19 protein-coding genes are annotated in these 24,816 nt (G+C 46.6%); 3 read left to right on the forward strand and 16 right to left on the reverse strand.

The features are described from left to right. The 11 genes from DWX57_RS05735 to hisA all read right to left on the reverse strand — a co-directional run bounded on the left by DWX57_RS05735 (position 1) and on the right by hisA (position 13,878). The gene (locus tag DWX57_RS05735; protein ID WP_015534291.1) at positions 1–171 is read right to left on the reverse strand and encodes a Flp1 family type IVb pilin; all 171 of its coding nucleotides are present in this window, start codon (positions 169–171) and stop codon (positions 1–3) included. Between the two features lie 29 nt (positions 172–200). Beyond that, complete coding sequence (locus DWX57_RS05740; protein WP_120123216.1) at positions 201–1,532, reverse strand: immunoglobulin-like domain-containing protein; 1,332 nt, start codon at positions 1,530–1,532, stop codon at positions 201–203. Positions 1,533–1,545: 13 nt separating this feature from the next. After that, positions 1,546–2,298: a type II secretion system F family protein gene (locus tag DWX57_RS05745; protein ID WP_055271948.1), complete on the reverse strand. Its 753-nt coding sequence runs from the start codon at positions 2,296–2,298 to the stop codon at positions 1,546–1,548. Continuing rightward, complete coding sequence (locus DWX57_RS05750; protein WP_120123217.1) at positions 2,292–3,548, reverse strand: CpaF family protein; 1,257 nt, start codon at positions 3,546–3,548, stop codon at positions 2,292–2,294. The genes DWX57_RS05745 and DWX57_RS05750 overlap by 7 nt, the downstream gene beginning before the upstream one ends. Further along, complete coding sequence (locus DWX57_RS05755; RefSeq protein ID WP_330514556.1) at positions 3,545–4,522, reverse strand: hypothetical protein; 978 nt, start codon at positions 4,520–4,522, stop codon at positions 3,545–3,547. Before DWX57_RS05755 ends, DWX57_RS05750 begins: the two co-directional genes overlap by 4 nt. Next, complete coding sequence (locus DWX57_RS05760) at positions 4,494–5,009, reverse strand: A24 family peptidase (protein ID WP_022217516.1); 516 nt, start codon at positions 5,007–5,009, stop codon at positions 4,494–4,496. Before DWX57_RS05760 ends, DWX57_RS05755 begins: the two co-directional genes overlap by 29 nt. A gap of 165 nt (positions 5,010–5,174) precedes the next feature. Further along, positions 5,175–5,558, reverse strand: coding sequence for a hypothetical protein (locus tag DWX57_RS05765; protein WP_120123219.1), 384 nt, complete (start codon positions 5,556–5,558; stop codon positions 5,175–5,177). 157 nt (positions 5,559–5,715) lie between these two features. Beyond that, entirely contained in the window at positions 5,716–7,461 is a 1,746-nt protein-coding gene (locus DWX57_RS05770) for an ATP-binding protein (protein WP_015534296.1), read from the reverse strand. A gap of 232 nt (positions 7,462–7,693) precedes the next feature. Then, entirely contained in the window at positions 7,694–10,696 is a 3,003-nt protein-coding gene (locus tag DWX57_RS05775) for a GtrA family protein (protein ID WP_243106179.1), read from the reverse strand. 130 nt (positions 10,697–10,826) lie between these two features. Beyond that, complete coding sequence (locus DWX57_RS05780; protein ID WP_120123221.1) at positions 10,827–13,100, reverse strand: glycoside hydrolase family 9 protein; 2,274 nt, start codon at positions 13,098–13,100, stop codon at positions 10,827–10,829. A gap of 1 nt (position 13,101) precedes the next feature. Then, positions 13,102–13,878: a phosphoribosylformimino-5-aminoimidazole carboxamide ribotide isomerase gene (gene hisA / locus DWX57_RS05785; protein ID WP_118757970.1), complete on the reverse strand. Its 777-nt coding sequence runs from the start codon at positions 13,876–13,878 to the stop codon at positions 13,102–13,104. A 191-nt stretch (positions 13,879–14,069) separates the two neighbouring features. On the opposite strand from hisA, the gene DWX57_RS05790 reads away from it, so the two are divergent. Together DWX57_RS05790 and DWX57_RS05795 are read left to right on the forward strand one after the other, a co-directional pair. Then, entirely contained in the window at positions 14,070–15,482 is a 1,413-nt protein-coding gene (locus DWX57_RS05790) for an AAA family ATPase (RefSeq protein WP_120123222.1), read from the forward strand. A gap of 42 nt (positions 15,483–15,524) precedes the next feature. Further along, a complete protein-coding gene (locus DWX57_RS05795) occupies positions 15,525–16,184 on the forward strand; it encodes a YesL family protein (RefSeq protein WP_117549742.1) in 660 nt (219 codons plus the stop codon). Here DWX57_RS05795 and DWX57_RS05800 read toward each other — a convergent pair. The 5 genes from DWX57_RS05800 to DWX57_RS05820 form a co-directional block, all read right to left on the reverse strand. After that, positions 16,181–16,912, reverse strand: a complete 732-nt coding sequence (locus tag DWX57_RS05800) for a ComF family protein (protein ID WP_120123223.1) — start codon at positions 16,910–16,912, stop codon at positions 16,181–16,183. The two genes, DWX57_RS05795 and DWX57_RS05800, sit on opposite strands and share 4 nt — an antisense overlap. Beyond that, positions 16,909–19,251: an SF1B family DNA helicase RecD2 gene (recD2, locus tag DWX57_RS05805; RefSeq protein ID WP_117549745.1), complete on the reverse strand. Its 2,343-nt coding sequence runs from the start codon at positions 19,249–19,251 to the stop codon at positions 16,909–16,911. Before recD2 ends, DWX57_RS05800 begins: the two co-directional genes overlap by 4 nt. Positions 19,252–19,290: 39 nt before the next feature. Next, a complete protein-coding gene (locus DWX57_RS05810) occupies positions 19,291–20,283 on the reverse strand; it encodes a rod shape-determining protein (RefSeq protein WP_015534302.1) in 993 nt (330 codons plus the stop codon). Positions 20,284–20,297: 14 nt separating this feature from the next. Continuing rightward, positions 20,298–22,805, reverse strand: a complete 2,508-nt coding sequence (locus DWX57_RS05815; protein ID WP_120123224.1) for a PAS domain-containing protein — start codon at positions 22,803–22,805, stop codon at positions 20,298–20,300. A 145-nt stretch (positions 22,806–22,950) separates the two neighbouring features. Beyond that, complete coding sequence (locus tag DWX57_RS05820) at positions 22,951–23,844, reverse strand: hypothetical protein (protein WP_015534304.1); 894 nt, start codon at positions 23,842–23,844, stop codon at positions 22,951–22,953. 161 nt (positions 23,845–24,005) lie between these two features. Between DWX57_RS05820 and DWX57_RS05825 the strand changes: the two genes are divergently transcribed. Then, positions 24,006–24,761, forward strand: coding sequence for a hypothetical protein (locus tag DWX57_RS05825; protein ID WP_120123225.1), 756 nt, complete (start codon positions 24,006–24,008; stop codon positions 24,759–24,761). Positions 24,762–24,816: the final 55 nt, after the last annotated feature.

Consider the following 24,816-nt stretch of genomic DNA (forward strand, 5'->3'; position numbering starts at 1 on the left):
TTAATATATCTTCTTTGCACTCTTGTTGATCGAGTTCCATATGTTGTTCACCAGAGAAGTTATCTGCTGCTTGAATATGACGCACATCGCGATCAAGACCACCATTATAAGGATTATTTCGACCACTCCCATACCTGACTCATCTTCCATAAAATCTTCCCATCTCTTCATACATTTTTCCTCCTTAAAAACTTATTATCTTAAAAATTTATTATTGCGGGCAGCATGACTATTACCATGACCACTCCCAGCAGAACCACCATCGGAAGAAGCAGCTTTGTCCCGGCTTCCTCCCCCTTTCTCTTCGCCATCTCCTTTCTGGTCTGCATTGCGTTCTGCTCCTCGCCCGCCATCATGATCAATATATCTCTCGTGCCTTTCTTCACATTCTGTGACAAAAGCGACATGAGCTTTATATACACCGGCAGATTTATCCTGTGCCCCATGTTGTAGTAAGCCTCACTCTCGGATACTCCTGCCTGGATCTCATTTAGCGTATAAATCAGTTCCCTGGTCAGGACACTCCCGCTCTGATCCGTACCGGCACAATCTTCCCTGCCACTCTTCACTATCCTTGCAAATGCACCTCTGACCGTGACTCCTGCTCCAAGATAGAGCGTCAGCTTATCCACAAGCTCCGGGTACTCCGACATGAGCTCGTCGGATCTCTTTTTTTCCATTCCCCGGATCTTCGACCTGTTTCCACCCCATATACAAATGGCTGCGAAACCACCGAGAAACAGTATCATAAGACCGCTTCCGCCTCCCGAGGTGGGCCTGACCGCATATCCGTTTATCTGCTCCGGCAGCGCCACCTCGCTCGAATCTCCACTTCCCGCCTGTATCTCCCTGATGCCTTCCCTTATATCCTTCAGAGCCTTTTCCCTGCCTGTCTCTTCCCTTCCGCACACGCGTATCTGATATGTTCTCTCCGCGCTCAGCTCACTGTATGTAATAACAGCCGTGATGGACACTATTCTGTCTTCTCCCTCCGCTATATCGCCGATACGTCCATCGGACGACACCAGCTCGTTGTCCTCGCTTATCCACTGCACATCGAGTCCGAGCGCATCCAGATGATCCACAAGCTCCAGATCATATATCACTTCGTCGGGGGATTCATTTTCCCCAAGATACAGGTCTTCAATCTCACCAAATCCCTGCTCAAACACAGCTTCCATATCGTCAGGATCATATTCCAGCGGCATGACATCCACATCAAAATCAGTCTTTTCTCCATCTATGTCAGTCTCCAGAGTGACGGTGGACACATCCCCTCCGTACCCATCTCTGGTGAGCACCACCTGATGAGGCGCAAATGCTTCCTTTGCCACAAGGATCACCGCAAGAATACATGTCACCAAAAGCGCCAGCAGGATCTTCGCAATAATGTCTGTGTACATCTCCGCACATTTATCCCTCGCCGCGGCATCCGTACATATGTATATCCTCTTTATCTTCGTGAGCATCTTGTCATTGTCCATATGCGGTTCTATCCAGCCGTATATTTTTCCCGCAGCCCTTTTCAGCATATCCATCATCCTTTCACATATGTATATCTGTGATCTTTCTGCCCCATATCACCGTCGCCGCCGTGATCACCAGACACGCACTCATGGCAGCTATCCCCAGAGCATTGCCATACAGCGCATCCATATATCCAGGATTACACACCCTCAGATACAGAATGATGACAAATGGCATGGCAGACATGATATTCTGCTCCAGCCGTTTTGACGTTATCATCGTGTCTATCTCTTCCTCCACTTCCAAACGCCTGTCAATATTTTCAACCATCTTCTTCATCATCCTGATGAGATTTCCCCCGGAGCCCTTTGCAACTGCGACCACATGAGCAAATTCCTTCACATCCTGAAGTCCTGACCTGTCAGCCATATCCCTCAAAAGACTTTCAACATCAGAGCTCATCTCAAGGCCGTTTATTATGAGCAGCATTTCCTGTCTGATATAAGATTTCCCCTGATACATTCCGTCCAGCTCGTGACAAGCTGGAACAAACGCTTTTTCCAATGAATATCCCGCCGCCATATTTGCGGACAGGGACAGCAGCATTTCCTTAAATTCATTATTAAGTTTATTCTTTCTCTGCCGGCATTTACCATCGGCAATTTTCCTGAGAAATACCAGAATCCCCGGCGTGAACACCAGGCACGGTATAAGACTGTCAAAGAAGAGCACCGACACCATCACCGCTATGACTGAATACACAGCGATACCGGTTACGATTTCCCTGACACTTAGTTTATAAGAATCATAATCTATACCCTGTCTCAGCACACATCCCTCCTTGAATCACTGCTCTCATTAACGCTTATAAGTCCAGCCGCCACGAGCTTTGATGTGTTGTGAAGATCATTTATCTTTCTAAGCATTCCTTCCACTCGCCCCCTGTCCTTTCCCATATTGCTCTCATGAAATTCATACAATTTATTCATGACAAATTCACCTCCTTCCAGTCCTGTGACCTCGCTTATCTCTATACATCTTCGGGATCTGTCCCTCAGTCTTCCAAGCTGGACAACTATGTCCACCGCCGACGCTATCTGCTGCCTTATCGCCAGAACAGGCATATCCGCACCCATCAGAACCATGGTCTCAAGCCTCGTCAGCATGTCCCGGGCAGAGTTTGCATGTCCTGTTGACAGGCTTCCATCGTGTCCTGTGTTCATGGCTGTAAGCATATCTATCGCCGCCGCATCCCTGACCTCACCCACTATTATCCGTGAAGGTCTCATTCTGAGGCTCGTCTTGATAAGATTCCTTATGCTCACCGCATTTTCGCCCTCGACATTTGCACTTCTCGCCTCAAGGCTCACCAGATTGTCGATGCCCGCAAGCTGAAGCTCCGCCGAATCCTCTATCGTGACAATTCTCTCATCCGCCGGTATATACCCTGACAGGGCATTCAGAAATGTCGTCTTGCCCGCGCCGGTTCCTCCCGAGATGATTATGTTGTAGCCCGCCACGACCAGATTCTTCAGGAAATCAGCAACCTCCATGGTGACTGATCCGATCTCCACCAGCTTGTCCATGGTCATCTTGTCCTTCGGAAACTTTCTTATGGTCATCACGCTGCCGCTCAGGCTCACCGGCGGCAGCACCACATTCACTCTCGAACCATCCTTAAGCCTTGCATCCACTATCGGCGACGCCTCATTTACTATCCTGTTGCACTCCGCTACGATGCTCTGGATTATGGTCTTGAGCCGTTCCTCGCTCTCAAATGCCTTGTCATATCTGTACATCCTTCCTGCCCGCTCGACAAATATATTGCTGTAGCCATTTATCATTATCTCAGTCACCGCTTCATCATCGAGAAGCTCGGACAATATATCAAGCCTCCTCAGACTGTTGAACAGTTCCTTCTTCAGCGCAAGCTTATCCCTCACGCTCAGCACATTCCCGGACTCAGATTCGAGAATACACCTGTCGATCATATCGCTGACCTGCTCATCTCCTATGTCACCCGACATATCTATACTCTGCATGACCTTGCTTCGTATCAACTGTCTGTCATCCTGTTTCATCTTCTGCTTCCTATTTCACTTTCTATAAATCTCAGCATCTCCGCACTTCCCGGAACCGCCAGCGGCACGTTCAACCTGTGCAGCCTCCGAGCAATCTTGCCAAGCTCCCTTCTCTCCAGAACCCTCTCGAACATCCCAAGCTTGTCCTGGGACAATTCATCCTTAAGCTCCGGAACCATTATCTCGTCAAATGCCCCAAGTATCGCCAGATCCTTGAGAACCGCCTGTCCCATATCAAATACAACCGTTGTATATCTGCCCCATCTGCGGAACTCGTCGATGAGCCACACCATATCCTCCGTGTTCAGCTCCAGTGCATCTATGTACGATCCCAGATATCCAAGCACACTGTATTCCTCAAGCTCCACGATATTTTTCTCCATATATCCGGTCAGATCTGGCGACCTCTGTTTCACCAGATATATCACATTCGCCAGAACGTCCTCATGGTCGTGAAATGCACTGTACTCCTCCATGCCCACATACAGGCCGCCCCGCACCTCATCATTCATGCACAGGCTGACCGCAAGGTTTGTCTTACCACACCTCCCTATGGGTGATATAACTGCATACGACCTGAACAGCTTTCTTCTGCGGTCCGTATCGTCTATATTCATATATCTGAGGATCTCTGAAGAAATGTTCCGTACCCTGGAATATTTGAATATCCTGTTATGGCTGATCTCTTCTGATCCATCGACTCTATCCCTCGTCATAAATATCATCCGGCAGGCCACCGGCACTTTGCTCTCATCCAGAGGAATATTCTCATCCATCAGCAGAACATCCAGAGTCTTAGTCTCAAGATACCCATACAGTTCTCCCTCCGATGAAAATGCAAGCGCAAACAGCGGATTGTCCCTGTCCGAATTGATATGGTTCATAAGACTTATCATGTAAGCCCTGTCACCATCCAGTATTCCAATCTTGTACTGCTGAATTTTGTCACCTCCACTCTGTAGTGCACACGTAATACATGACTCCGCCCATTATGGCAGCAGAGAAATGTACCCTGGACTTCATCAGATTCCTATAAAATTGTTTTGTTGAAATTTCTTTACGATTCGTAACTGACATTAAAACTTCTTTTAAAAGAAAAAATAAAGATATAACTCCTCCGGCCAAAAAGGAGTAAACAATCACCCGGATCACATCGGTTCCTACAAATGTGCCAGCCGTCGCCAGCAGCTTGATATCACCTGCCCCCAAGGCTTTTTTATGAAATAATACAAACAAGATCACCACAGGAATAACACAGCCTGCCACACTGCTCAGAAGTCCATCACACGGTCCTCTGACAACTGCCGACATCAGGAATCCCTGTATCATGCCAACTGCGATAAGCCTGTTCGGAATCCTCCAGTCTCTGAAGTCCGATACCACCGCCATGCTCACAGTTGCGATCAATGGTATTACATAATATATGATCTCTGTCCTCCCTTCTCTCTGAGTTGTAAGCACACCTTACACCCTCTCTCAGCCTTTGTAAAGGGGGGATTTCATAAAGAAAATTTTATAAATTGCGACTATATACAGGCTGTATATTGCCCAATTTCAATATACAAAAAGCCCGTCCTGTTACGAACGGGCTTCTGATTTTACAGCATGTATATATAATTTTTTTTACTAAAATTGTCCATTTCCCATGTTCTGATTGTTACTTGGGTTCTGGTTATAGTTCTGGTTAGGACTCTGATTAGGATTCATATCAGCCTGCTTCCTTGCCGCCATGGCATTATCAATATTCTGTATCTCGCTCCTGCTTATGGCTATACTGTCCTGAAGAACCTTTACATTGTTGAAATACTGGAGCAGCTCCTGAGGTGGATTCTCCTTGTTCTGCTCGTAGAAATACTTGCCGATCTCAACCATGTTCCTGTCTATCATCTGCACCTCATTTGATATCTTGTTGTTGAGCTTTACCTTCTGCGCTGCGTCCTTCGTCTCATCCACCGCATTATTTGCAAACTTCTTGGTCTTGTTGAACACATCCTGGAAAAAATCTGACATATCATATACCTCCATGTAATATAGATCTTTCTTTATCTGCCTTAATATATCCATGTAAAACTAAAAAAACCGGGAATATGGGTGTTGATTCCATAATCCCCGATTTTTTATTTGACTTTGTTTCTCACTATGTCATGTATACTTATGACCTTTCACATCAGTCGTCTATGTACTTATTCAGTGTATCAACCACATCATTGAGATTATAAGGCTTTGCGATATAATCATCAAGCTGGTTCTCAAGAATCCTCTCCTTGTCACCGAACATGGCTCTCGCCGTAACCGCAATGATCGGAAGTCTCTTTCTCTTCTCCTTGCGCTCTATCTCCCTGATCTCCTGTGTAGCTGCTATACCGTCCATAACTGGCATCTGTACGTCAAACAGTGCCGCATCATATATCTTGGTCTTGAACAGTTCAACAGCCTTCTGGCCATTCTCAGCTATATCGTATGAGAATCCTGCCATACCAAGAAGCTTACCGATAACCTGCTGGTTGACCGGCTCATCCTCTGCAACAAGTATCCTTGCCTTGCTGTGTGCATTGATGGAGAATACCGCCGGCTCCTCCTTCTCTTTGAGGAACTCATCTGCTGCATCTGCCGCTTTGATAACCTTGAGTGGTATCTCGACGATGAATGTTGAACCTATATCTTCCTTACTCTGAACTGTTATGTTACCACCCATCAGCTCAACAATCTGCTTGGTGATGACAAGTCCCAGACCTGAACCACCGTACTTTCTTGTATCTGATGCATCTACCTGACTGAATCTTATGAACAGCTTGCTCATGTTAGCCTCTGAGATACCTATACCGGTATCTGCAACTGCCATTCTGATCTTAATCTTGTTGTCCCCATCATCCATGGATGCTATCTTGACTCTTACGCTTCCCTCGGATGTAAACTTGATAGCATTTGAAAGCAGACAGTTGAGAACCTGCTGGATTCTCTGTCCATCACCGCGGACAAGCTTTGGAATATTGCTTCCAAATGAACAGTCGAGCTGCAGTCCCTTGTTGGTTGCGATTGGAACCTGTGCAGCAACTGTGTCCTCGATGGCAGTCCTGATGTCAAATGTCTCTTCCTTGATCTTGTACTTACCAGCCTCAAGCTTGCTTATATCAAGAATATCATTGATAAGTCTGAGCAGTGTGTCTGCACAGTTCTTAGCTGTGATAAGGTTATCTCTGTAATCAGCCTGAAGATCCTCAGCCATAAGTGTGAGCTGGAGCATACCGAGAATACCGTTGATAGGTGTTCTTATCTCGTGGCTCATGTTTGCAAGGAACTCGGCCTGTGTCTTGTATGCTGCATTCGCATCCACGATGGCCTTGCTGAGCTTCTCCTCAGTCTCCTTCTGCTTGGTCACATCTATGACTACCATGTTGATGTAATCAGCCTCTGACTTATACATAACTGTGTTGAACACCTTCTGAAGTGACTCCATGGTGATCTCAACATCCATCAGATCTCCCTCTTTGGTGCCGGAGTTGTTATAAGCTGTGAACCATGCATTGATATCCTGAAGTACCTCTATCTTACTCTCCTTCAGTATCTTGTCCTTGTAGTCAGACACATCGAGCTTGAAATACTCCCCAAATATCTCATTGGCGTCTACTATCTCGTAGTTTGTTCCGTTGACAGGATCATTAACGATCCTCGCCTGTGCAAATCCTATAGGAAGGTTCATGAAAAGCTTCTTATACTTATCAGACTTTCCTGCTGATCCCATGTTGCCATCTCCGAATACCAGTAATACCAGAACAGCAACGACCGCTGCCAGGACGCCACATATAATAGCTCCCACACCGATACCGGCGACTCCCAGCACTCCCGCCAGCAAAGCCAGAACAGCCATGGCCAGTGCAAGCGGCTTAATCCCAATTTCCTTAATTTTGTCCATTAATGCACCTCTGTTTCTATAAATATTGCGTTTGCCACATAGACACTCCTATGCATATCCACATGGATACATTATATTATAAATAATTATTAAGGTCAACGCTCATATAGTTTTTTATGCTGAATAATGTACAAATTTTCTCTGTTATTTTGTACATATTGGACTACTTTTTATGATCTCCCAGCCATTCCACCTCGTTATTATGCATATTTTATCTCTCAACAGATCTGCATTACTCTATCACTGCTTCATCATCTGTCCGATCCTCATCCTCAGGCTTCCCCTTTTTGCTGCCGCGCTTCTCCTTGATGATCTTCGCATTCATAAGCAGCGCAAACACAAGCCATCCGGCAAATGTGAATATCAGGCCGCTCTTGAGTCCTCTAGGGAAATACTTGAACTCTATCACATGGTCTCCCTTCTCGAGATCCAGTGCGATAAATGCTCCCGCAACAGTCTGTATATCGGTCTTTCTGCCATCAACATAGGCAGTCCAGCCCGAATCATATGGTATGGATGTGAACATCAGGCCAGCCTCATCGACTGATATATGTCCCTTCACATATCCATCCTCAAATTTGTTGATATTTAACTGATTGTCAGCCCATCTCTCATACGCCTGGTCAAATGCAGCACCGTTGAGAGTGGCTATCGTAAGTCTTGCAGATGTATTGTCAGGTACACCCGCAGAGAAATAATACTCGACCTCCACGTTGGTTCCCTTTGTTAGATGTCCCACATGGTATGTCTGGTACTGAAGTCTCTCGTAATTCTGCTCCTCACCGTTCACATATATCCTTATCTTGGTGATTCCATTGCAGTTCGCTATGATGTACAGATCATTCTGTTCCTCTGTTATGTCAAAGCTGAGTCCAAAGCTCACGATACCCGGTGTGATATTGGAAAGTCCAAAGTATTCACTGTACGGATTGTCATGTGTTATCGTGATGTCATTTGAAGAGCCAGTTACCTCCGGATATATCTGGCTGAACGTACCAGCCACCCCAGTCGACTTTTCCACGAAATTATTTATACTGTCAAACATATTCGATGCATCAGAAGTCCAGTCTTTCAGCTCGTTATTCACCATGAAGCCCAGCTTGAGCGCCCGGCTGTTCTGGTATACATCAACGCCATCCACTGTATCCACATAGTCCATATCGTAGGACATATGCTCATCCTGTCTCCTGAACAAATATCTTATGCCCAGAACCGAACTTGACACCGGATTTGCTCCGTCAAACAGGAACTCATTGGCACCTGTGTAGAAACCAAGTCCATGCATGGCATTCACAAGGTCATTTGAAACCGTCGAACCAAACAGGCTGACTCCCTGCATATTGTAATAGGTAGATTCATCCACCACCTTGGTGTTGTTGAGCTCCGTCCTATATGGAAAATGGCCTGTCTTAACTGAATCTATAGCGGCCTGCACACTAGCAGCATCGCCATAGTAATCCGGTATGTTCACCGTTCCGTTGCTCTCGTATCCCTTTGCCGCGCTGAACACGATCTCAGTCAGACACAACACTGAAAGTATAGCTGCCACTGCGAATCTGCCTTTGCCTCGGACAAGTCCCAGCACCAGGATTCCCGCCGAGTACACAACAAACAGCACCCATGTGAGGATAATTACCGTCCTGTCCATATCAATATTCTTGTCTGCATAAACCAGGAAACCGAACGACACGATAATTCCCAGGACTATTCCCAGTATCTGCTTCTTGTCTGTATTTGCAAGGGCCTCGTATCCCATGCTCAGCAGAATGAAGATGAACAGGAATGAAAATCTGTTCGGGATTCCGTACTGATCATGGAAGCCGTGCCATATATAGTTGAGCAGCGTATTGTTGAAGCTCATCATGAGAAATACGATCAGTATCACATTCTTAAGCTTCTCATACCATTTGATCTTTGTATTGAAAATATATATTCCTATCAGCAGTATGGCAAATGTACCGCAGTACAGGTTCACACCGCCGTCAAACTGCTGGCTCTTTATCGGCTCAGTCAGGACAAACATCTGCTTTATCATATCCCATATGCTTCCGTACCACTCCCATTTAGGGAAATGTCTGGTGGCAGACGCCGTGGTGTTAAGCCCGATATAAGCTGGAATCAGCAGAAACGCAGACATAGCCGCAGCCATGACAGATGTTCCCGCAAATCTCAAAGTGTCCTCTGCGCCCTTGTATATGTTCTTGTGATTGGTGAGTATAAACTGGAGAACCAGGAACACACATATCATGAAACATATATAGTAGTTACACAGAAGTCCGTAGAACAGACTGAGCGTATACAGTCTGTAGTTGCTGCCGTCCTCCATCATCTGCTCGAAGCCCTGCATGATAAGCGGAAGTATCAGTATACAGTCCATCCACATGAGATTCCATGAATATCCTATGACATAGTTGCTGAGCGCATATGCCACAGCAAATGGAATGATGAGCAGGTTGTTCTTGTTCCTGCACTTGTATCCAAGATAGCTCGCCATGGTCATACCGGACAGAGCTATCTTGATACTTATGAGCAGGCACATCGCTATGTACAGATGCTCCCTGCTGAACAGCACGATTATAAAGTTCAGAGGACAAGCCATATAGTAGGCGATTATGTCAAGCAGATTGCTTCCCATGCCTATGTCCCATGTATAGAACAGGCTTCCCTCGTTCACCAGTTTGTCATGATAATCAGAGAAGAATGGCAGATACTGGTGAAGACTGTCCACCATGGTAAGGCTGTGTCCGCCAAATGGTCCTATCTCCGCCACCACCCACAGCACGAACATAAATATCGCCGGGATGATAAAAGCGATTATCATGATATAGTTGTCAGCAAATATATCCTTTACAGGCTTTTTATCCTTCTTAAATACGAAGCATTTGCTGAATATATAGTTTATTACAAGTACAACTACCTGAATTATTATCTTTGATATAAACTCATTGTATCTGAAGGAGTCGCACAGTAGGTTGGTTCCAACGACCTCCACCACCATGGCAAACAGACGCATTCCCACAAATGATATGAACTCCCTTATGATCCGGCCTATGCTCTTCCTCTGCTCCGACCTGAACACGTAAAATCCATTTGCAAAGTAGGCAAATAATATGGCAAGCATTATCGCTATGATATTCGCCGCACTTCGCGACAGATCCGTCACAAGTCTCAACACAAAGAATGATACAAGATTCACAGCCGTGGTCATTCCTCCGGCTATAACATATCTGACCATCTCTTTCTCCATAAGCTTTTTTATTTTGTCCACATATTCATTCATATTTCCATACCGATTCCTTACATGATATTCAACAGTTATATCAAATATGATGTACTAATGATAGTTACATATTCTTAAATATTTGCTACTTGAAGTTCGCAAGAAGATATACAAGAGGTGAATTCCAGTAGATCGTTACCTCATTACATGAATAACTCTGTACGTTGTCGACATAGCATCTCTCCTTTGGAAGCTTTGCAAGAACAGCCTTCGCATATGGATCCTCAAGGTTTCCATCGGCACCGCCCACAAGCATTCCAGGCATTGCCTTGCCCAGTGCCTCTGAAGGTCTGTGGTGTGGATTCTCAGGAGTCTGTGAACCATATCCTGTCACATAACAGTAGCTGACTGCATTTCTTCCAAGTATATAGTTGAGCTGGTCTGCCGCATAGTCCACATATGAATCGTCGCCCAGAACCTTTGATGCCATGAGCAGGAGGATTCCGTTATCCGCAACGACCATGTTGCTTCCCCATACATAAGAGCCGCCTGTTGTTGAACCGAAGCCGCTGCCGGCATAGTTATCTACAAGCTTGTCAGCACCCTTCTTAAGTATCTCCTTCTCTGCTGCGCAGTCCTTTACATTTACACAGTAATCATATATTCCATAATATCCGACATCCGCCCATCCAAGGCCGTACTTAATGCTTCCCTCGATGGCTGTCTTCACATAATCATTGTAGCTCTCATCACCTGTTGCGATATACAGCTCCGCTGCTGCCCACAGGTACTCATCGCTGTCATTGCTGTCAGGATACTCACCTGTAACTATGCTTCCAACGTTCTTAAAGCCTGCATCTCCCTGATGCTGCTCAAGATACTTCCATGCCTTCTGAGCTGCAGCAAGACATGAATCTGCAAATGCTGCATCGTACTTTCTGTATACAACTGAAGCCTTTGCCATAACAGCCGCAAAATCGCCTGTTGCTGTGTTGGATATAGGTGAGAGTATCATCTGTGCAGTCTCCTCAACAGCAGCCACCATCCCAGGGAACACCTCTCCGGTAACCTTGTGATAAACTCCGCCGCTGGTCTCATCCTGCATCTTGAGCATCCAGTCAAGCTCGTATCTGACCTCATCCAGAACGTCAGGAACACCGTTGCCGCTCTCAGGTATTCCGATAGCGTCGTCCTTTGCCGCATACTCTGAATCCTCATATGTAAGGAGCAGATCCTGTACCGCCTTTGCGCCCGGAACAACATATCTTCCGTAGTCTCCGGCATCATGCCATCCGCCGGTCACATCCTTTGCAACATCTGAGCCGTACACTATGGCAGTTCCCGTGTGACATGCAGCGTGTGCAAAATCACCGGCTATGGCTGAATCAAGCTCTGTTCCACATCTCTGGTCATAGAACATGAGCACTGACGCCTTGTATATATCGTCATACACGCCATCCCCAACAGGGAACTCGTATGATTCTGCTCCGGTGTCGAGAACTATCTTGTATGTACCCTGATCCTTGACATCAGAGAAATCTATAACCGCACATTTGTCGCCCACAGCAGGATCGTAATCCCAGCCAGATACGTCACCCTTGCTGACTACCTTGTCATCAGCGATGCTCTTTACCTCGTAGCTCTTGGCGTCTCTGTCAGTCACTGTGGCAAGCTTCTTCGCATCCTTGCCGTAACCCATCTGGTTGATGCCAACCAGTTTTGGATCAGGAATACCCTCAACGCTCTGTGCGCTTGAGGCGTCAACTACAGTGAGCTTGATATTGTCAAAGTATACCTTGTGAGGCACGCTGTCATCACCAACGTCCTCGAAATGTCCCAGATTCATACACATTCTAGGTGCCGGATCCGATTCCTCACTCATGGTGAACTGTTTGGATATGTGCTGTGTCTCAGTGCCTATCGTTATGTCATCCATCACATAAGCGTGGTAATCACCGCCATTTATCTGAAGTCTGTACTGAAGTCCTCTCTCAATGGTGCTGTGCACGTCAAATGACAGCTCATACACACAGTCCTGGTTGAGCCCAAATCCGTCATAGTATATCTGGTTCGCATAATCCAGGCTTCCTGTTCCGGTTATATCCAGACACAGTTCTCCGTTCTCTGCTCCGAGTACGGCCTGTCCGCCATTTGAATATGTATGGCACTCGTCCGTGTCATTGTCATCAAAGTTCAGGTCTATCAGAACATCCCCTGCCTTGACCTCTGTCTTCTCCTGTTCAGCCTCCTCTGTCTTCTCCTCCTCTGTCTTCTCCTCCGAGGTCGCAGCCTCGCTGGTCTCCGCCTGGCTTGTCGCCTCTGTCACATCGTCCTTGCCCTGATCTCCGCAGCCAGCCAGCATGGACATACCCATAGCCGCAGCCATCGCAATGGCCAGTACCTTCTTCATCTTTGCCATGTTAACCCTCCATAAACCTTATAATCTCCTGAAACGCCATATGTCCCCCAAAGATATCCAGTGCGCTCCCTATGGTCACGTCTATCCTGTTCCTTCCGAGACTTCTGAGCTGTTCCAGATCGTCAAATGATGCCACACCTCCGGCATATGTCATCGGCAGCTTTCCCCATCTTCCAAGCATGTCCGCAACATGGGTCTCTATGCCTGACGCCTTGCCCTCCACATCCACCGCATGAACGAGATACTCGTCGCAGTATTCTGAGAGCCGGTCAAGCGTTGCCTCCTCCACCTTTACATTTGTAAATTTCTGCCATCTGTCAGTGACAATATAATACTCTCCGTCCCTCTTCCGGCAGGACAGATCCAGCACCAGATGCTCTCTGCCCACAGCCTTCTCAAGTGCCTTCAGGTTGTCGTAGTTGATCTCTCCATCCCTGAACACAAATGATGTGGCTATGACATGTGACGCACCCATATCTATGAACCACTGTGCATTGTCAGCATTTATTCCCCCGCCTATCTGCAGTCCTCCCGGATATGCAGCCAGAGCGAGCTGTGCCTGTCTTACATCGGCGTCATAGTATTCGCTGGACGCAGGATTGAGAAGTATGATATGACCACCCTTAAGTCCATAGCTTTTGTACAGTTCAGCAAAGAAGTCTCCGTCCTTCTGTGATACAAAGTTTTCATCTGCTCTGTCACCCTCATCACAGAGACTGCCTCCAACTATCTGCTTTACCTGTCCATTGTGTATGTCTATGCATGGTCTGAATTTCATATCGTCTGTCTCCTGTCGCGTTTGTCACCTTTTGGTGTAAATTTTGCTCATATAACTGCTATTTTATCATACAAAATACAAATATGACACAATAAATGGATTAACCAGGCAAAACTTTATTTGATTACATGGGCCAAAGGCTTTACAATAGATACAATTATGTGCTTTATGGAAAGGATGGGGAACAACTTATGAATTACTCACTAAAAGCCGAACTGGACAACTGCTATTCCTATGCCGATTCGCTGGACAACGACGGCTACGGTGCGCGCCAGAAGACAGGACTCAAGACAAGAGAGATGCTTCAGTTTGACCTGCTTCAGTTTCTTGCATATCTGTCCAGCTCCGACCAGGCAGAACTTACCCTGGAGATAAAATTTGTCCGCGAATACCTGAACCAGCACTTTACAACAGACAAATTCCGCACATTCAAATATGAGAGAACAACCAGGGATTTTGCCGTGACACCACCTAGATCCCTTACATATTTTGTACAGGGCGATCTGGCCCGGGCAAAGGTAAATCCCAGATCAGTATACCGTTCCAGAGATTACGTCAGAATGTTCAAGCTCATGGGTCAGGAATTCATCGCCTGCAACAACATGACTGACGACAACGAGATAGCAAGGCTCACAGGCTACTGCCTCATGCTCGACAAATATCTCAAGTCCATGAACCTGTACGCCATAGATCCAAGCCCACTGCTCGACAAGTACAACGCACTCCCAAAGAGTGCTTCCCCAGTCTCACAGACTCCGGCTAAGTCGACAGCTTCCGAAATGGCTGAACCCGTCAAGGATGTGGACACTCTTCTCGAGGAACTGAATTCCATGACCGGTCTCGAGAGCGTGAAGAAGGACATCACCAACCTCGTAAACCTTCTGAAGATCAAGAAGCTCCGCGAGGAAAACGGCATGAAACAACCGTCCGTATCTCTCCACCTTGTATTCTCCGGCAATCCGGGAACAGGAAAGACCACGGTGGCAAGACTTCTTGCAAATATCTACAAGGGTCTGGGCATACTGTCAAGAGGACAGCTTGTCGAGGTCGACAGAGGCGGACTTGTTGTGGGATATATTGGTCAGACAGCCGTCAAGACAACCGAGGTCATAGAATCAGCCCTCGGCGGGATCTTATTTATAGATGAGGCTTATACTCTCACCGCAGGCAAAGGTGAGAATGATTTCGGCCAGGAGGCAGTGGACACACTGCTCAAAGCTATGGAGGATCACAGAGATGATCTCATAGTCATAGTTGCCGGCTACCCGGATCTCATGGAACGGTTCCTGAGCTCCAACCCGGGACTTCGTTCCAGATTCAACAAATTCATCACATTTGAGGATTACACCGGGGACGAGCTTATGTCCATCTTCGAGAGCATGTGTTCCAAGCAGGAATACAAGCTGGACGATGATGCCCGCGCATACGCCTCAGAATACTGGCACGACAAAGCCGCACATCACGACGATACATTTGCCAACGCCCGTGAAGTCCGTAACTTTATGGAATCCGCCATATCCAGGCAGGCCACCAGAATAGTTTCCATGAACAACATTGACGTAGCCACACTTGAGACCCTTACAAAGGAAGATCTGATGGCTTAGGCTTGTAATATTTTTTGGATAAAGAAAGAGAGGTATTTTATTTTGAACAGATCATTATCGACAGATAATCCTATCATGTATTTTCTAACCATAGTGTGCGATATAGTAATATTGCATTTTCTGTGGCTGCTGACTTCCTTGCCAATCCTCACGATAGGTGCATCGACCACAGCACTCTACTACACCACCATGAAATGCATCAGAAACGGTCAGGGCGGCGTGGTCAAGCTGTTCTTCAAGAGCTTCAGGGAGAATTTCAAACAGGCTACAGGGATAGGCGTTCTGGCTCTGCTTGCCGGTGTCCTGTGTGCATTTGACATGTGGTTCGCCGTGAGCAGGAACATCAAGAGTATGCTGGTCATATTCACCATCATGTCACTTATCTACCTGTTCACTGTCCTGTATGTATTCCCTCTTCAGGCGCAGTTTGAGAACACAGTCAAAGCGACCATCAAGAACGCATTCCTCATGTCCATCAAGAATCTTCCATGGACACTTCTCATGGTTGCGATAACGGCAGCGATCGCAGCGGGATGCTATTTCAGCTCCACCGTGCTCGGTCTTATGCTCATATGTGTCGCAGGACTTCATGCTTATCTGTGCTCACTGGTATTTGTACACATCTTCAACGAGTACATGCCGGAGGAGGAAGAGAAGAGCGACGAGGACTTCCATATAGCTGACGATACAGACGAGGACTAACACCCATTGCCAACACATACAGATGAATAATATACATGGCGTGCGCCGGCTTTCTTCAGAAGGCCGGCGCACACGTCTATGGTGACACCGGTTGTATATATGTCATCCACAAGCAGGATATTTCTGTACTCCGGGTACACTCTGCCTATGTCCATGGATGTCTTTATGTTGTTTGCCCTCTCCAGGTTGTCCAGTTTCTTCTGCGGTGTGGTGTACTTTCTTCTCACCAGCATATCCTCACAGAATGGAAGCCCCAGTTCATCAGCGACAACCTTCGCCAGTACAGCCGCCTGATTGTAGCCGCGCTGTCTCTGCTTTCTCCTGTGCAAAGGTACACAGGTGACCGCATCTATTCCATACCTTCTGACATACGGGCGCACCTTCTCCGCCATCTTAGCTCCGTAGAAATCACAATATTCTTTTTTGTTATGGTATTTTATCGCCAGAACACTAGCTTTGACGGGTTCCATGTAATTAAATACGGGGAAACCTCTTTCGAAATTTCTTGAATGTTTTTCACAGTCCAGACAGAGCTCCCGCTCTTCACTGTCGACCTCCTTGCCGCACACCATACATGACGGATCCTTCACATATGGAAGGCTGTTATGCCCTCTGCATATCAGCCCTTCTCCCATCGGAAGCACCTCGTCACATATCGCACACCGGCGGGGATACAGGAGATCCGTGAGCAGTCGTCCGAATCCGAACTTATCTGCGCATCGTTTCATCTTCTCTCCATCTCCCTGAGTCTCAGTGCAAATGAGGTGTATCTCTTCTGTTCATCCTCATTGTCTATCATCGTATTTACCAGTCCTATATTGCCCACTATGACCACGCTTCTTCTGGCTCTCGTCACCGCCGTGTACAGCAGGTTTCTGTTCAAAAGCTTAGGTGGGCATCTGAGAAGCGGGATCACAACCACGGGATACTCACTTCCCTGCGACTTATGTATGGTTATCGCAAATGCATGCTCAAGCTCCTCAAGCTGGTTGTATGGATACTCAGTCTGTCTTCCATCGTCAAATTCCACCACGATCCTCTGCTCGTAGTCGTCAACAGCCTTTACAAATCCAATATCGCCGTTGAACACTCCGACTCCTTCCTCCTTGGCAAATCTGCCCGACGGATCCAGTATCTTCCACTCCTGCTTGTAATTGTTCTTGACCTGCATGACCTTATCGCCCTGTCTGAACACCACATCGCCCCGGTCATGCTCGGGCTTTCCGTGTCCCTCCGGATTGAGGACATCCTGAAGCTGCTTGTTGAGGTTCTCAACACCCATATCATACTTACGCATAGGTGTCAGCACCTGTATATCCGATTTATCCACACCAAAATATGATGGAAGCTGCTTTGTCAGAAGCACCTTGAGCTCTGCCACGATCTCATTGTAGCCATTCCTTGGAACAAAGAAGAAATCCCTGCTCTTGTTCTTGATCTCCACATGCTCTCCATCCTTTATCCTGTGGGCATTGCCTATGATATCGCTGTCCTCGCCCTGTCTATATATCCTGTCCAGCACCGACACGCTGAACACACTGGACGCTATGATATCCTTGAGCACATTTCCCGGGCCAACTGACGGAAGCTGATCCGAATCACCCACAAGCACAAGTCTTGTGCCCGGAGCCACAGCCTTGAGCAGACTGTAGAAAATGCTGCTGTCAACCATGGACATCTCATCTATTATGATAACATCGGCCTCAAGTGGATTGCTCTCATTCCGCATAAATGTATACGCAGAAGTCTCTTCTCCTTCCACTCCGCCCGTAAGCTCGAGCATTCTGTGTATGGTCTGTGCTCCGTATCCTGTGGCCTCGGTTATCCTCTTGGCTGCACGTCCTGTAGGCGCAGCGAGGACTATCTTCATCCTGAAGCTCTCGTATATCTTGATAAGTACATTTATGATCGTTGTCTTTCCGGTTCCGGGGCCTCCGGTTATGACCGCAACGCCGTGATCCACGGCATTTCTTATGGCAAGTCTCTGGGCATCAGCCAGCTTCATATTCTCTGACTTTTCTACCGTCTCAACAACCTTGTCTATCTTGAGCTTTGCCTTTGAGAAATCTATGTTGAGCTCACACAGAAGTCTTGCCGAATTGAGCTCCATATAATAATTAGGTGCTGCATACACGGCATTTGTCACGTTTGACTCTGACTCCGTATCCAGCAAATCCATGTCTATGTCAGCCACCGGATCATCAAGGCTCACATCTGGAAGCTCCCCTGAATCTGGATCGTCCTTCAGCTCCTTTATGATTATCTTGCCGGCAACGCTGAGCTCAAGTATCTGATTGCATATGGACATCTCAAGCTCCGGATCATATGGCATGTACTCATTCATCAGCAATGAATATGTCTTGTCTACCAGCATCTTCTGGGGAATATACATATGGCCAAGTCCATTTGCACCGGATAGGGCATACATAATAGCAGCTCTTACCCTGAAATCCGAATCTCTTCCGATACCAAGTCTGTCCGCAATCTCGTCCGCTGTCCTGAATCCAACGCCCGTTATATCCTCTGCTATCTTATAGGGATTTGTCCTCACTATGTCGTACACTTCGTCACCGTATTCATTGTAGATCTTTACAGCGAGGTTCACCGGGATATTGAGACCGGTCAGGAACATGAGCGCATCCTGCATCTCTTTCTTCTCGTTGTATGACACGGCAATGTCTCTGGCCTTCCTCTCTGATATTCCACGTATCTCCGCAAGGCGCTCCGGCTCTTCCTCGATTATCCTGAGTGAGTCCATGCGGAACTTCTTCACTATACGTTTTGCCAGAGCCTCTCCGACACCCTTTATGATGCCCGAACCGAGGTACTTCTCAATACTGAGCACATCATCCGGCATCTTGATCTCACATGAGGTGAATTTGAACTGCAAATCATAAGTTGGATGCTCTACATAATCCCCCTCCGCCGATACATAGATCCCCTCTGCAACGCCGTGAAGATTCCCCACAAAAATATCTTCGCCGTCCTCGCCCTCAACGGCGAAGACGGCGTACCCATTGTCTTCATTCTTATATATAACTTTCTCTACGTAACCTTCTCTTACCAAGTTTTCTCTCCTCTGAAGACTGAGTCCTCAGCTCCTGTCTTAATTGTTCTTCTCGCTGAGAAGCTCGATGTACTTTCCTGTACCAATGGCCACCGCTCTGAGTGGATCCTCCGCTGTCATGGTGGTTATTCCTGTCTTCTCCTCAAGCAGCTCCTCAAGTCCGTGGAGCAGCGCACCACCACCGGTCAGAACTATACCACGATCTGCAATATCAGCAGCAAGCTCAGGAGGAGTTCTCTCCAGAACTGAATGAACAGCTTCACATATCTGGGACGCAGGCTCACGAAGTGCCTCCTCCGTCTCATCCGATGTGACCGTAACAGTCTTCGGAAGACCGGTTACAAGGTTTCTGCCTCGTATATCCAACGTTATATTCTCAGGTCTTCTGTAACATGTACCTATCTTGATCTTGATCTCCTCGGCGGTTCTCTCTCCTATGAGAAGGTTATGCTTCTTTCTCATGAATCTGACAACTGCCTCATCAAAATCATCTCCGGCCACCTTAATGGATGCACTGACAACAGGACCTCCGAGAGAGATGACTGCTATATCGGCAGTTCCACCACCTATATCAACTATCATATTACCACATGGTCTGTATATATCTATTCCTGCGCCAATGGCTGCTGCCACAGGCTCCTCAATTATGGACACATCCCTGGCACCGGCCGCATAAGTTGCATCCTCAACTGCCTTCTTCTCAACCTCTGTAACCTGAGAAGGTACACATACGCTGATCCTAGGTCGTCTTCCAAAATAACTCCTTCCGACAGCCTTCTGTATGAAATACTTGAGCATCTTCTCTGTTATCGTATAATCAGAGATTACGCCCTGCCTGAGAGGTCTGATGGCCACTATATTACCCGGAGTTCTTCCAAGCATAAGTCTCGCCTCTTCACCAATAGCCACTATCTTATTAGTATCCCTGTCGTATGCAACTACTGAAGGCTCCTTGAGTACGACTCCTTTGCCTTTCACATACACCAGTATACTGGCTGTACCTAAATCTATACCAATATCTGCGCTTGCCATCACAAGTCTCCCTTCTATTCGTTCACGTCCCTTAATATTACAAGAGATGCATTGCTGCCGTCAAGCCATTTCATGCTAACTTCAGTCAAATCCATGATCTTGTCGAGACTTCTTATATAGCTTCTCCAGTTGACCTCCTTGCTGTCCGTAGCCAGATGCTGATCCGGACCTCCCATGAGCTTGTACTTATCTCTGAGATTCTCTATAAGGAGCTTACTGTCCTTGTCTGTAAAATCATATCCAAGCATATCGTTCAGAGTCCTGTTCGAGAACAGCACTCTTCCAGTATCAACTTCTCTAATAAATATACCCTCATCAATATAGTTATATGTATCGAGGAGAACACTGTTTATGCGTTTAACGCTGTCATCGCTCTCTATCTTCTCAAGGGCACTTCTGAGTACATCACCTGTCTGCTTTACAAATTCAATCTCCTCTGTGGTCCACAATTTGTTGATAGAGGTATTCGCCAGCACAAATACCGCTCCATAATTGCCATTGACATACACAGGAACTGCGGTAAAGCTCTTAACAGGACCCGCTGACATGATCTTCTTAGCTGATTCATCCATATGCTTTGCATCTATCACAAGGTATCCCTTGTCCACCAGCTTGCCCGAGCCCTGACCATTCTGCCATGATCTGAACTTCATGTTGGCGCGCTGCCACTCTGTCACATACTCCTCCGCAGACATGCTCTGATTCTTGGACCAGATATACTGGCAATCCAGATCTCCCTGCTTGTCCTTCACATACAGGGCTGCCACGTCAGCATTTAAGACCTCGCCCACCTGTGCTATCACGTCATTGATAACCTGCTGGGAGCTCTTATCTGAAGTGTTCAGGGCATCAAGCAGAATCTTCTGCCACTGCAGCTTGTTCTCCATTATGACCTCCTCTGACTTGGCACGGATCGCCTCCTTTGCCAGGATCTGAGAGCTGAATGCGTATTCGGAGAAAATGCGTCCAAGCTGCCACTGCACCTTGTATACGCTCTCCATTTTCTTCGCATCCTCGTCATCATATGAGCAGCATATCCATGTTGCCACATGCTTGCCATCTATCATGATCGGTGCACCACAGATCATACTTCCCGTGATGTCATCGTCCATTTCCATCATAACCGGAACATTGTTCCTGAGAACTACCTCATTGAGCTTCATATATATCTGCTTATACTGAGGCTTCTCAAACATATCATAGAAATAACCCATATGCTTCTGAGGGCCGGCCGGCTCAACCATCTTCTTGCCCACAGGATCTATGATAGTTGTATAAAGTCCTGTGAGTGCAGAGAACGCCTTCGTTATCAGATTCCACTTCTCGGTATCTATCTGATTCCTTTCCTCATCCGACTGGGTATTTGTCTTCATAATGTATGAGAGCTTGTCATCGAACTCCTTCTTAGCGCGCTCAACACTGTTCTCAAGAGCCTTCTTGTCCGTAATATCAGATATAAAATATTCAACCGTGTATGTGTTATCAGCCGCCTGTGTCACAGAGCTCTGGGACTTCACCCAGATAACCTCGCCTCTGTCGTTGACTATCCTGAACTCTTCCTCGTAGTCCTTGTCCTCGCGCTTCGTGGCGTTTCTGACATTCGCCATAACCCTGCTTCTGTCCTTCGGATGGATATAATCCTCTATGAGTCTGTCACCAAGCTTGATGGCATCCACATTTATTCCCATCTGCTTGGCGTTCGGGGTTATATACTTGAAGATCGGTCTGCCATTCTCGTACTGCTGTACCATGACAAAGCTCTTGATCTTAGACATGGCAGATAATATATACGCCGCCTGATCCTCATTGTATCCGGTCTCCTTGTCCTTTATGAACAGGAGCTCTATTCCATCCATGTCGCCATCTGTGGTTCTCACGATGTGACACTTAAGTCTCATCTTATTTATATCTCTGTGAGCTGATACGATCCTAGTCTCCATCTCAAAATCATCCACTCCGGTATTCTGAACCTTGTAGAGCTGTCCGATCAGAAGGTCATAATCACTCTTAGGGAGCAGGTCGCTGAGTCCCACCAGCCCACTGTAGAAATTGCCATCTGTATATCCATACTCAGATATGTTCTTAGATACGTATCTCGTTCTCCATACGCCCTCCGGCTTATACAGATACAGAGCTATAACGCCTATATGGTTTATGATCCTCTCAAGACTCACGCTTCCTATCGTAACGTCTGATCGAAGCTCAAACAATACCATATACGCCTTCTTGTCACCATATTCAAACTGGTTGACAAATCCACTGACTACATATCTGTCCTTGTCGTTAACTATAAGTCCAAGTCTGTGCCATATGATAGCCTTCTTGTCGTCAAGTGTCGGCCAGAACTCATCGCTGACCATAAACTTATCCGGCTCCATGGCAATGGATTCAACATCCGAACCCACGATCTTAACTGCGGCATTGTTTATGCTGATGACTTCACCATCCTCGCAGAACACAACCGCAGGATATTCAACTATTCCCAGAAAATCTGAATAACCACTAAGTCTGTTTATCTCCATAAATATCTCTCCATATATCCACTGCACAAGTGCAGTTTTATCCCATTATTATACACCCCGTATATTATTTACCCCTTAATGCACATAAAACTTTCCTATGTCCCATCACATAGAAAAGTTTCATGTTACCATATATCATATATTACTACTGTGCATCCTCAGCATCACTAACCATAGCAGTTGCCTCGCTCTTCAGTCCGGTAAATGCCTTGTCGGCAACATCCTTTGTTGAAGCACATGCAGAAATAACATTGTCCAGTGATGACAGAAGATCTGACATATATCTGCTTACGCTCTCGCACTCCTTCTTCACATTGTTGCGAAGTCTGGTTGCATCATCTGTGGCTGCATTTCTTGTATTGGCAGCATCCTTCTGAGCTTCCTCTCTCATAACCTTGCACTCGTAATCTGTCTTTGCCGACAGAGCCTCTGCATCTGCGTGAGATTTATTTCTTGTCTTCTCTGCCTCTGAGTATGCCTCATCCTTCATGCTGTTGCACTTTGCCTCGGTCTGATCATACATCTGCTGGCACTGTATCTCTGTATCTGTCTGGAGCTTTGTGCATCTCTCCTTGACATCTGTCTCATATGCCTCGAGCTCTGCAGTTATAGTATTCTTCTTGTCTGTGCACTCCTTCTCAGTCTGTGCGATCAGTGCGTCTGCGCTCTCACGGGCCTCAAGAAGTGTTCTTGATATTGACTCGTATCTTCCTGCATTCTCAAGCTCTCTCTGCTTGTATGCATTGATCTGCTCCTTGAGTGACTCTATCTCGCTCTCCTGCTCTGAATTGGTCTTCTTGAGAGTCTCTATGGTCTTGGAAGACTCTGTCATATTGACCTCTCTCATGGTCTTGAGACTCAGAACAGCCTCGCTGAGCTTGTTGACGTTCGCCTTAAGCTCCTCTACTTCTTTATTGTGCTTTTCCTTAAGTTCATCAATATAGTAATCAACGGATGCCTTATCATATCCACCAAACTTCACTGTCTTCAGTGATTCTACTCTATCGTCAGTTACAACATCTTCTACCTGTTTTGCCATGACCTTACCTCCGAAAAACTAATCCTATTGTAGATACTCCGTAATTATAGCACACATAATTCTGTAAGCAAAGTATTTTTACCTTTTATGATTACAAACCACTTTTTTTATGCTATATTGTAACTGCTCATTGAATTTAAATTTTACGGAGGATCATATAGATGAAACACCATTCAAAACTTGTCATATTAGGTCTCGCGGCAACCCTCGTGATGACATCACTCACAGGCTGTCTTCACCGCAAGAAGACCACCTATCAGACATACATGCAGAACGTTCTCGACGTCAACTACAAAGGAAGCTTTGACGGATACGTGAAGGACAACGACGGCTCCGAGGAGGACGCCTCAGCCATGTACAGCGACAGCATAGATTATCTGGCCGGCCAGCTCATCAATCATTACTCACTGAACAACGCAGAGACAGACGAGGTGGATGCTATATTTGACGAGACCGCAAAGGTCATCTACTCCAAGGCCAAATATGAGGTGTCAAGAGCCTATAAGAGCGGAAGCGACTACTATGTGGACGTGACCGTGTATCCTATGGACATTCTCAATCAGGCATTTGACGATGTGTTCGCATATATCGACGACTATAACAAGAAGATCAGCGCCGGCGATTTCAACAACACCACAAAGGAAGATTACGAGAAAGAATTTGCCCAGGGCGTGTCGGATATCCTTCAGAATAAAGCCGCAGACATGGATTACCGCAGTCCTGTTGTGGTCTCTGTGAAGATAACCGATGACGGTGAATATTACTGTGCTGACCCGGCGGGGCTGTCCCAGGTTGATGCATCCATGCTTGCAATAGAGGGTTCCCAGCAGAGCTCAGGCTCTGACAGCTCTGACAGCTCAAGCGAGGACAGTTCAGACGAAGGCGATATCTCCTCAGGTGGCGAGACCGCCGAGTAACTATATGCATTAAGAATGTGTCTTAAGAATATACATTAAGAAAAGCTCAGCCTGT

This window comes from Coprococcus sp. AF19-8AC (genome assembly GCF_003603115.1).
Lineage (GTDB): Bacteria > Bacillota > Clostridia > Lachnospirales > Lachnospiraceae > Coprococcus > Coprococcus aceti.

Coding starts and splice junctions, on each gene's coding strand:
- DWX57_RS05750 (WP_120123217.1), bottom strand. CDS start 3,548: ATGAAACAGGATGACAGACAGTTGATACGAAGCAAGGTCATGCAGAGT.
- DWX57_RS05775 (WP_243106179.1), bottom strand. CDS start 10,696: ATGGTCAGATATGTTATAGCCGGAGGAATGACCACGGCTGTGAATCTT.
- DWX57_RS05800 (WP_120123223.1), bottom strand. CDS start 16,912: ATGAAACGATGCGCAGATAAGTTCGGATTCGGACGACTGCTCACGGAT.
- hisA (WP_118757970.1), bottom strand. CDS start 13,878: ATGAAATTCAGACCATGCATAGACATACACAATGGACAGGTAAAGCAG.
- DWX57_RS05735 (WP_015534291.1), bottom strand. CDS start 171: ATGAAGAGATGGGAAGATTTTATGGAAGATGAGTCAGGTATGGGAGTG.
- DWX57_RS05770 (WP_015534296.1), bottom strand. CDS start 7,461: ATGGACAAAATTAAGGAAATTGGGATTAAGCCGCTTGCACTGGCCATG.
- DWX57_RS05820 (WP_015534304.1), bottom strand. CDS start 23,844: ATGGCAAAACAGGTAGAAGATGTTGTAACTGACGATAGAGTAGAATCA.
- DWX57_RS05825 (WP_120123225.1), top strand. CDS start 24,006: ATGAAACACCATTCAAAACTTGTCATATTAGGTCTCGCGGCAACCCTC.
- DWX57_RS05765 (WP_120123219.1), bottom strand. CDS start 5,558: ATGTCAGATTTTTTCCAGGATGTGTTCAACAAGACCAAGAAGTTTGCA.
- DWX57_RS05740 (WP_120123216.1), bottom strand. CDS start 1,532: ATGCTGAAAAGGGCTGCGGGAAAAATATACGGCTGGATAGAACCGCAT.
- DWX57_RS05815 (WP_120123224.1), bottom strand. CDS start 22,805: ATGGAGATAAACAGACTTAGTGGTTATTCAGATTTTCTGGGAATAGTT.
- DWX57_RS05810 (WP_015534302.1), bottom strand. CDS start 20,283: ATGGCAAGCGCAGATATTGGTATAGATTTAGGTACAGCCAGTATACTG.
- DWX57_RS05790 (WP_120123222.1), top strand. CDS start 14,070: ATGAATTACTCACTAAAAGCCGAACTGGACAACTGCTATTCCTATGCC.
- DWX57_RS05780 (WP_120123221.1), bottom strand. CDS start 13,100: ATGGCAAAGATGAAGAAGGTACTGGCCATTGCGATGGCTGCGGCTATG.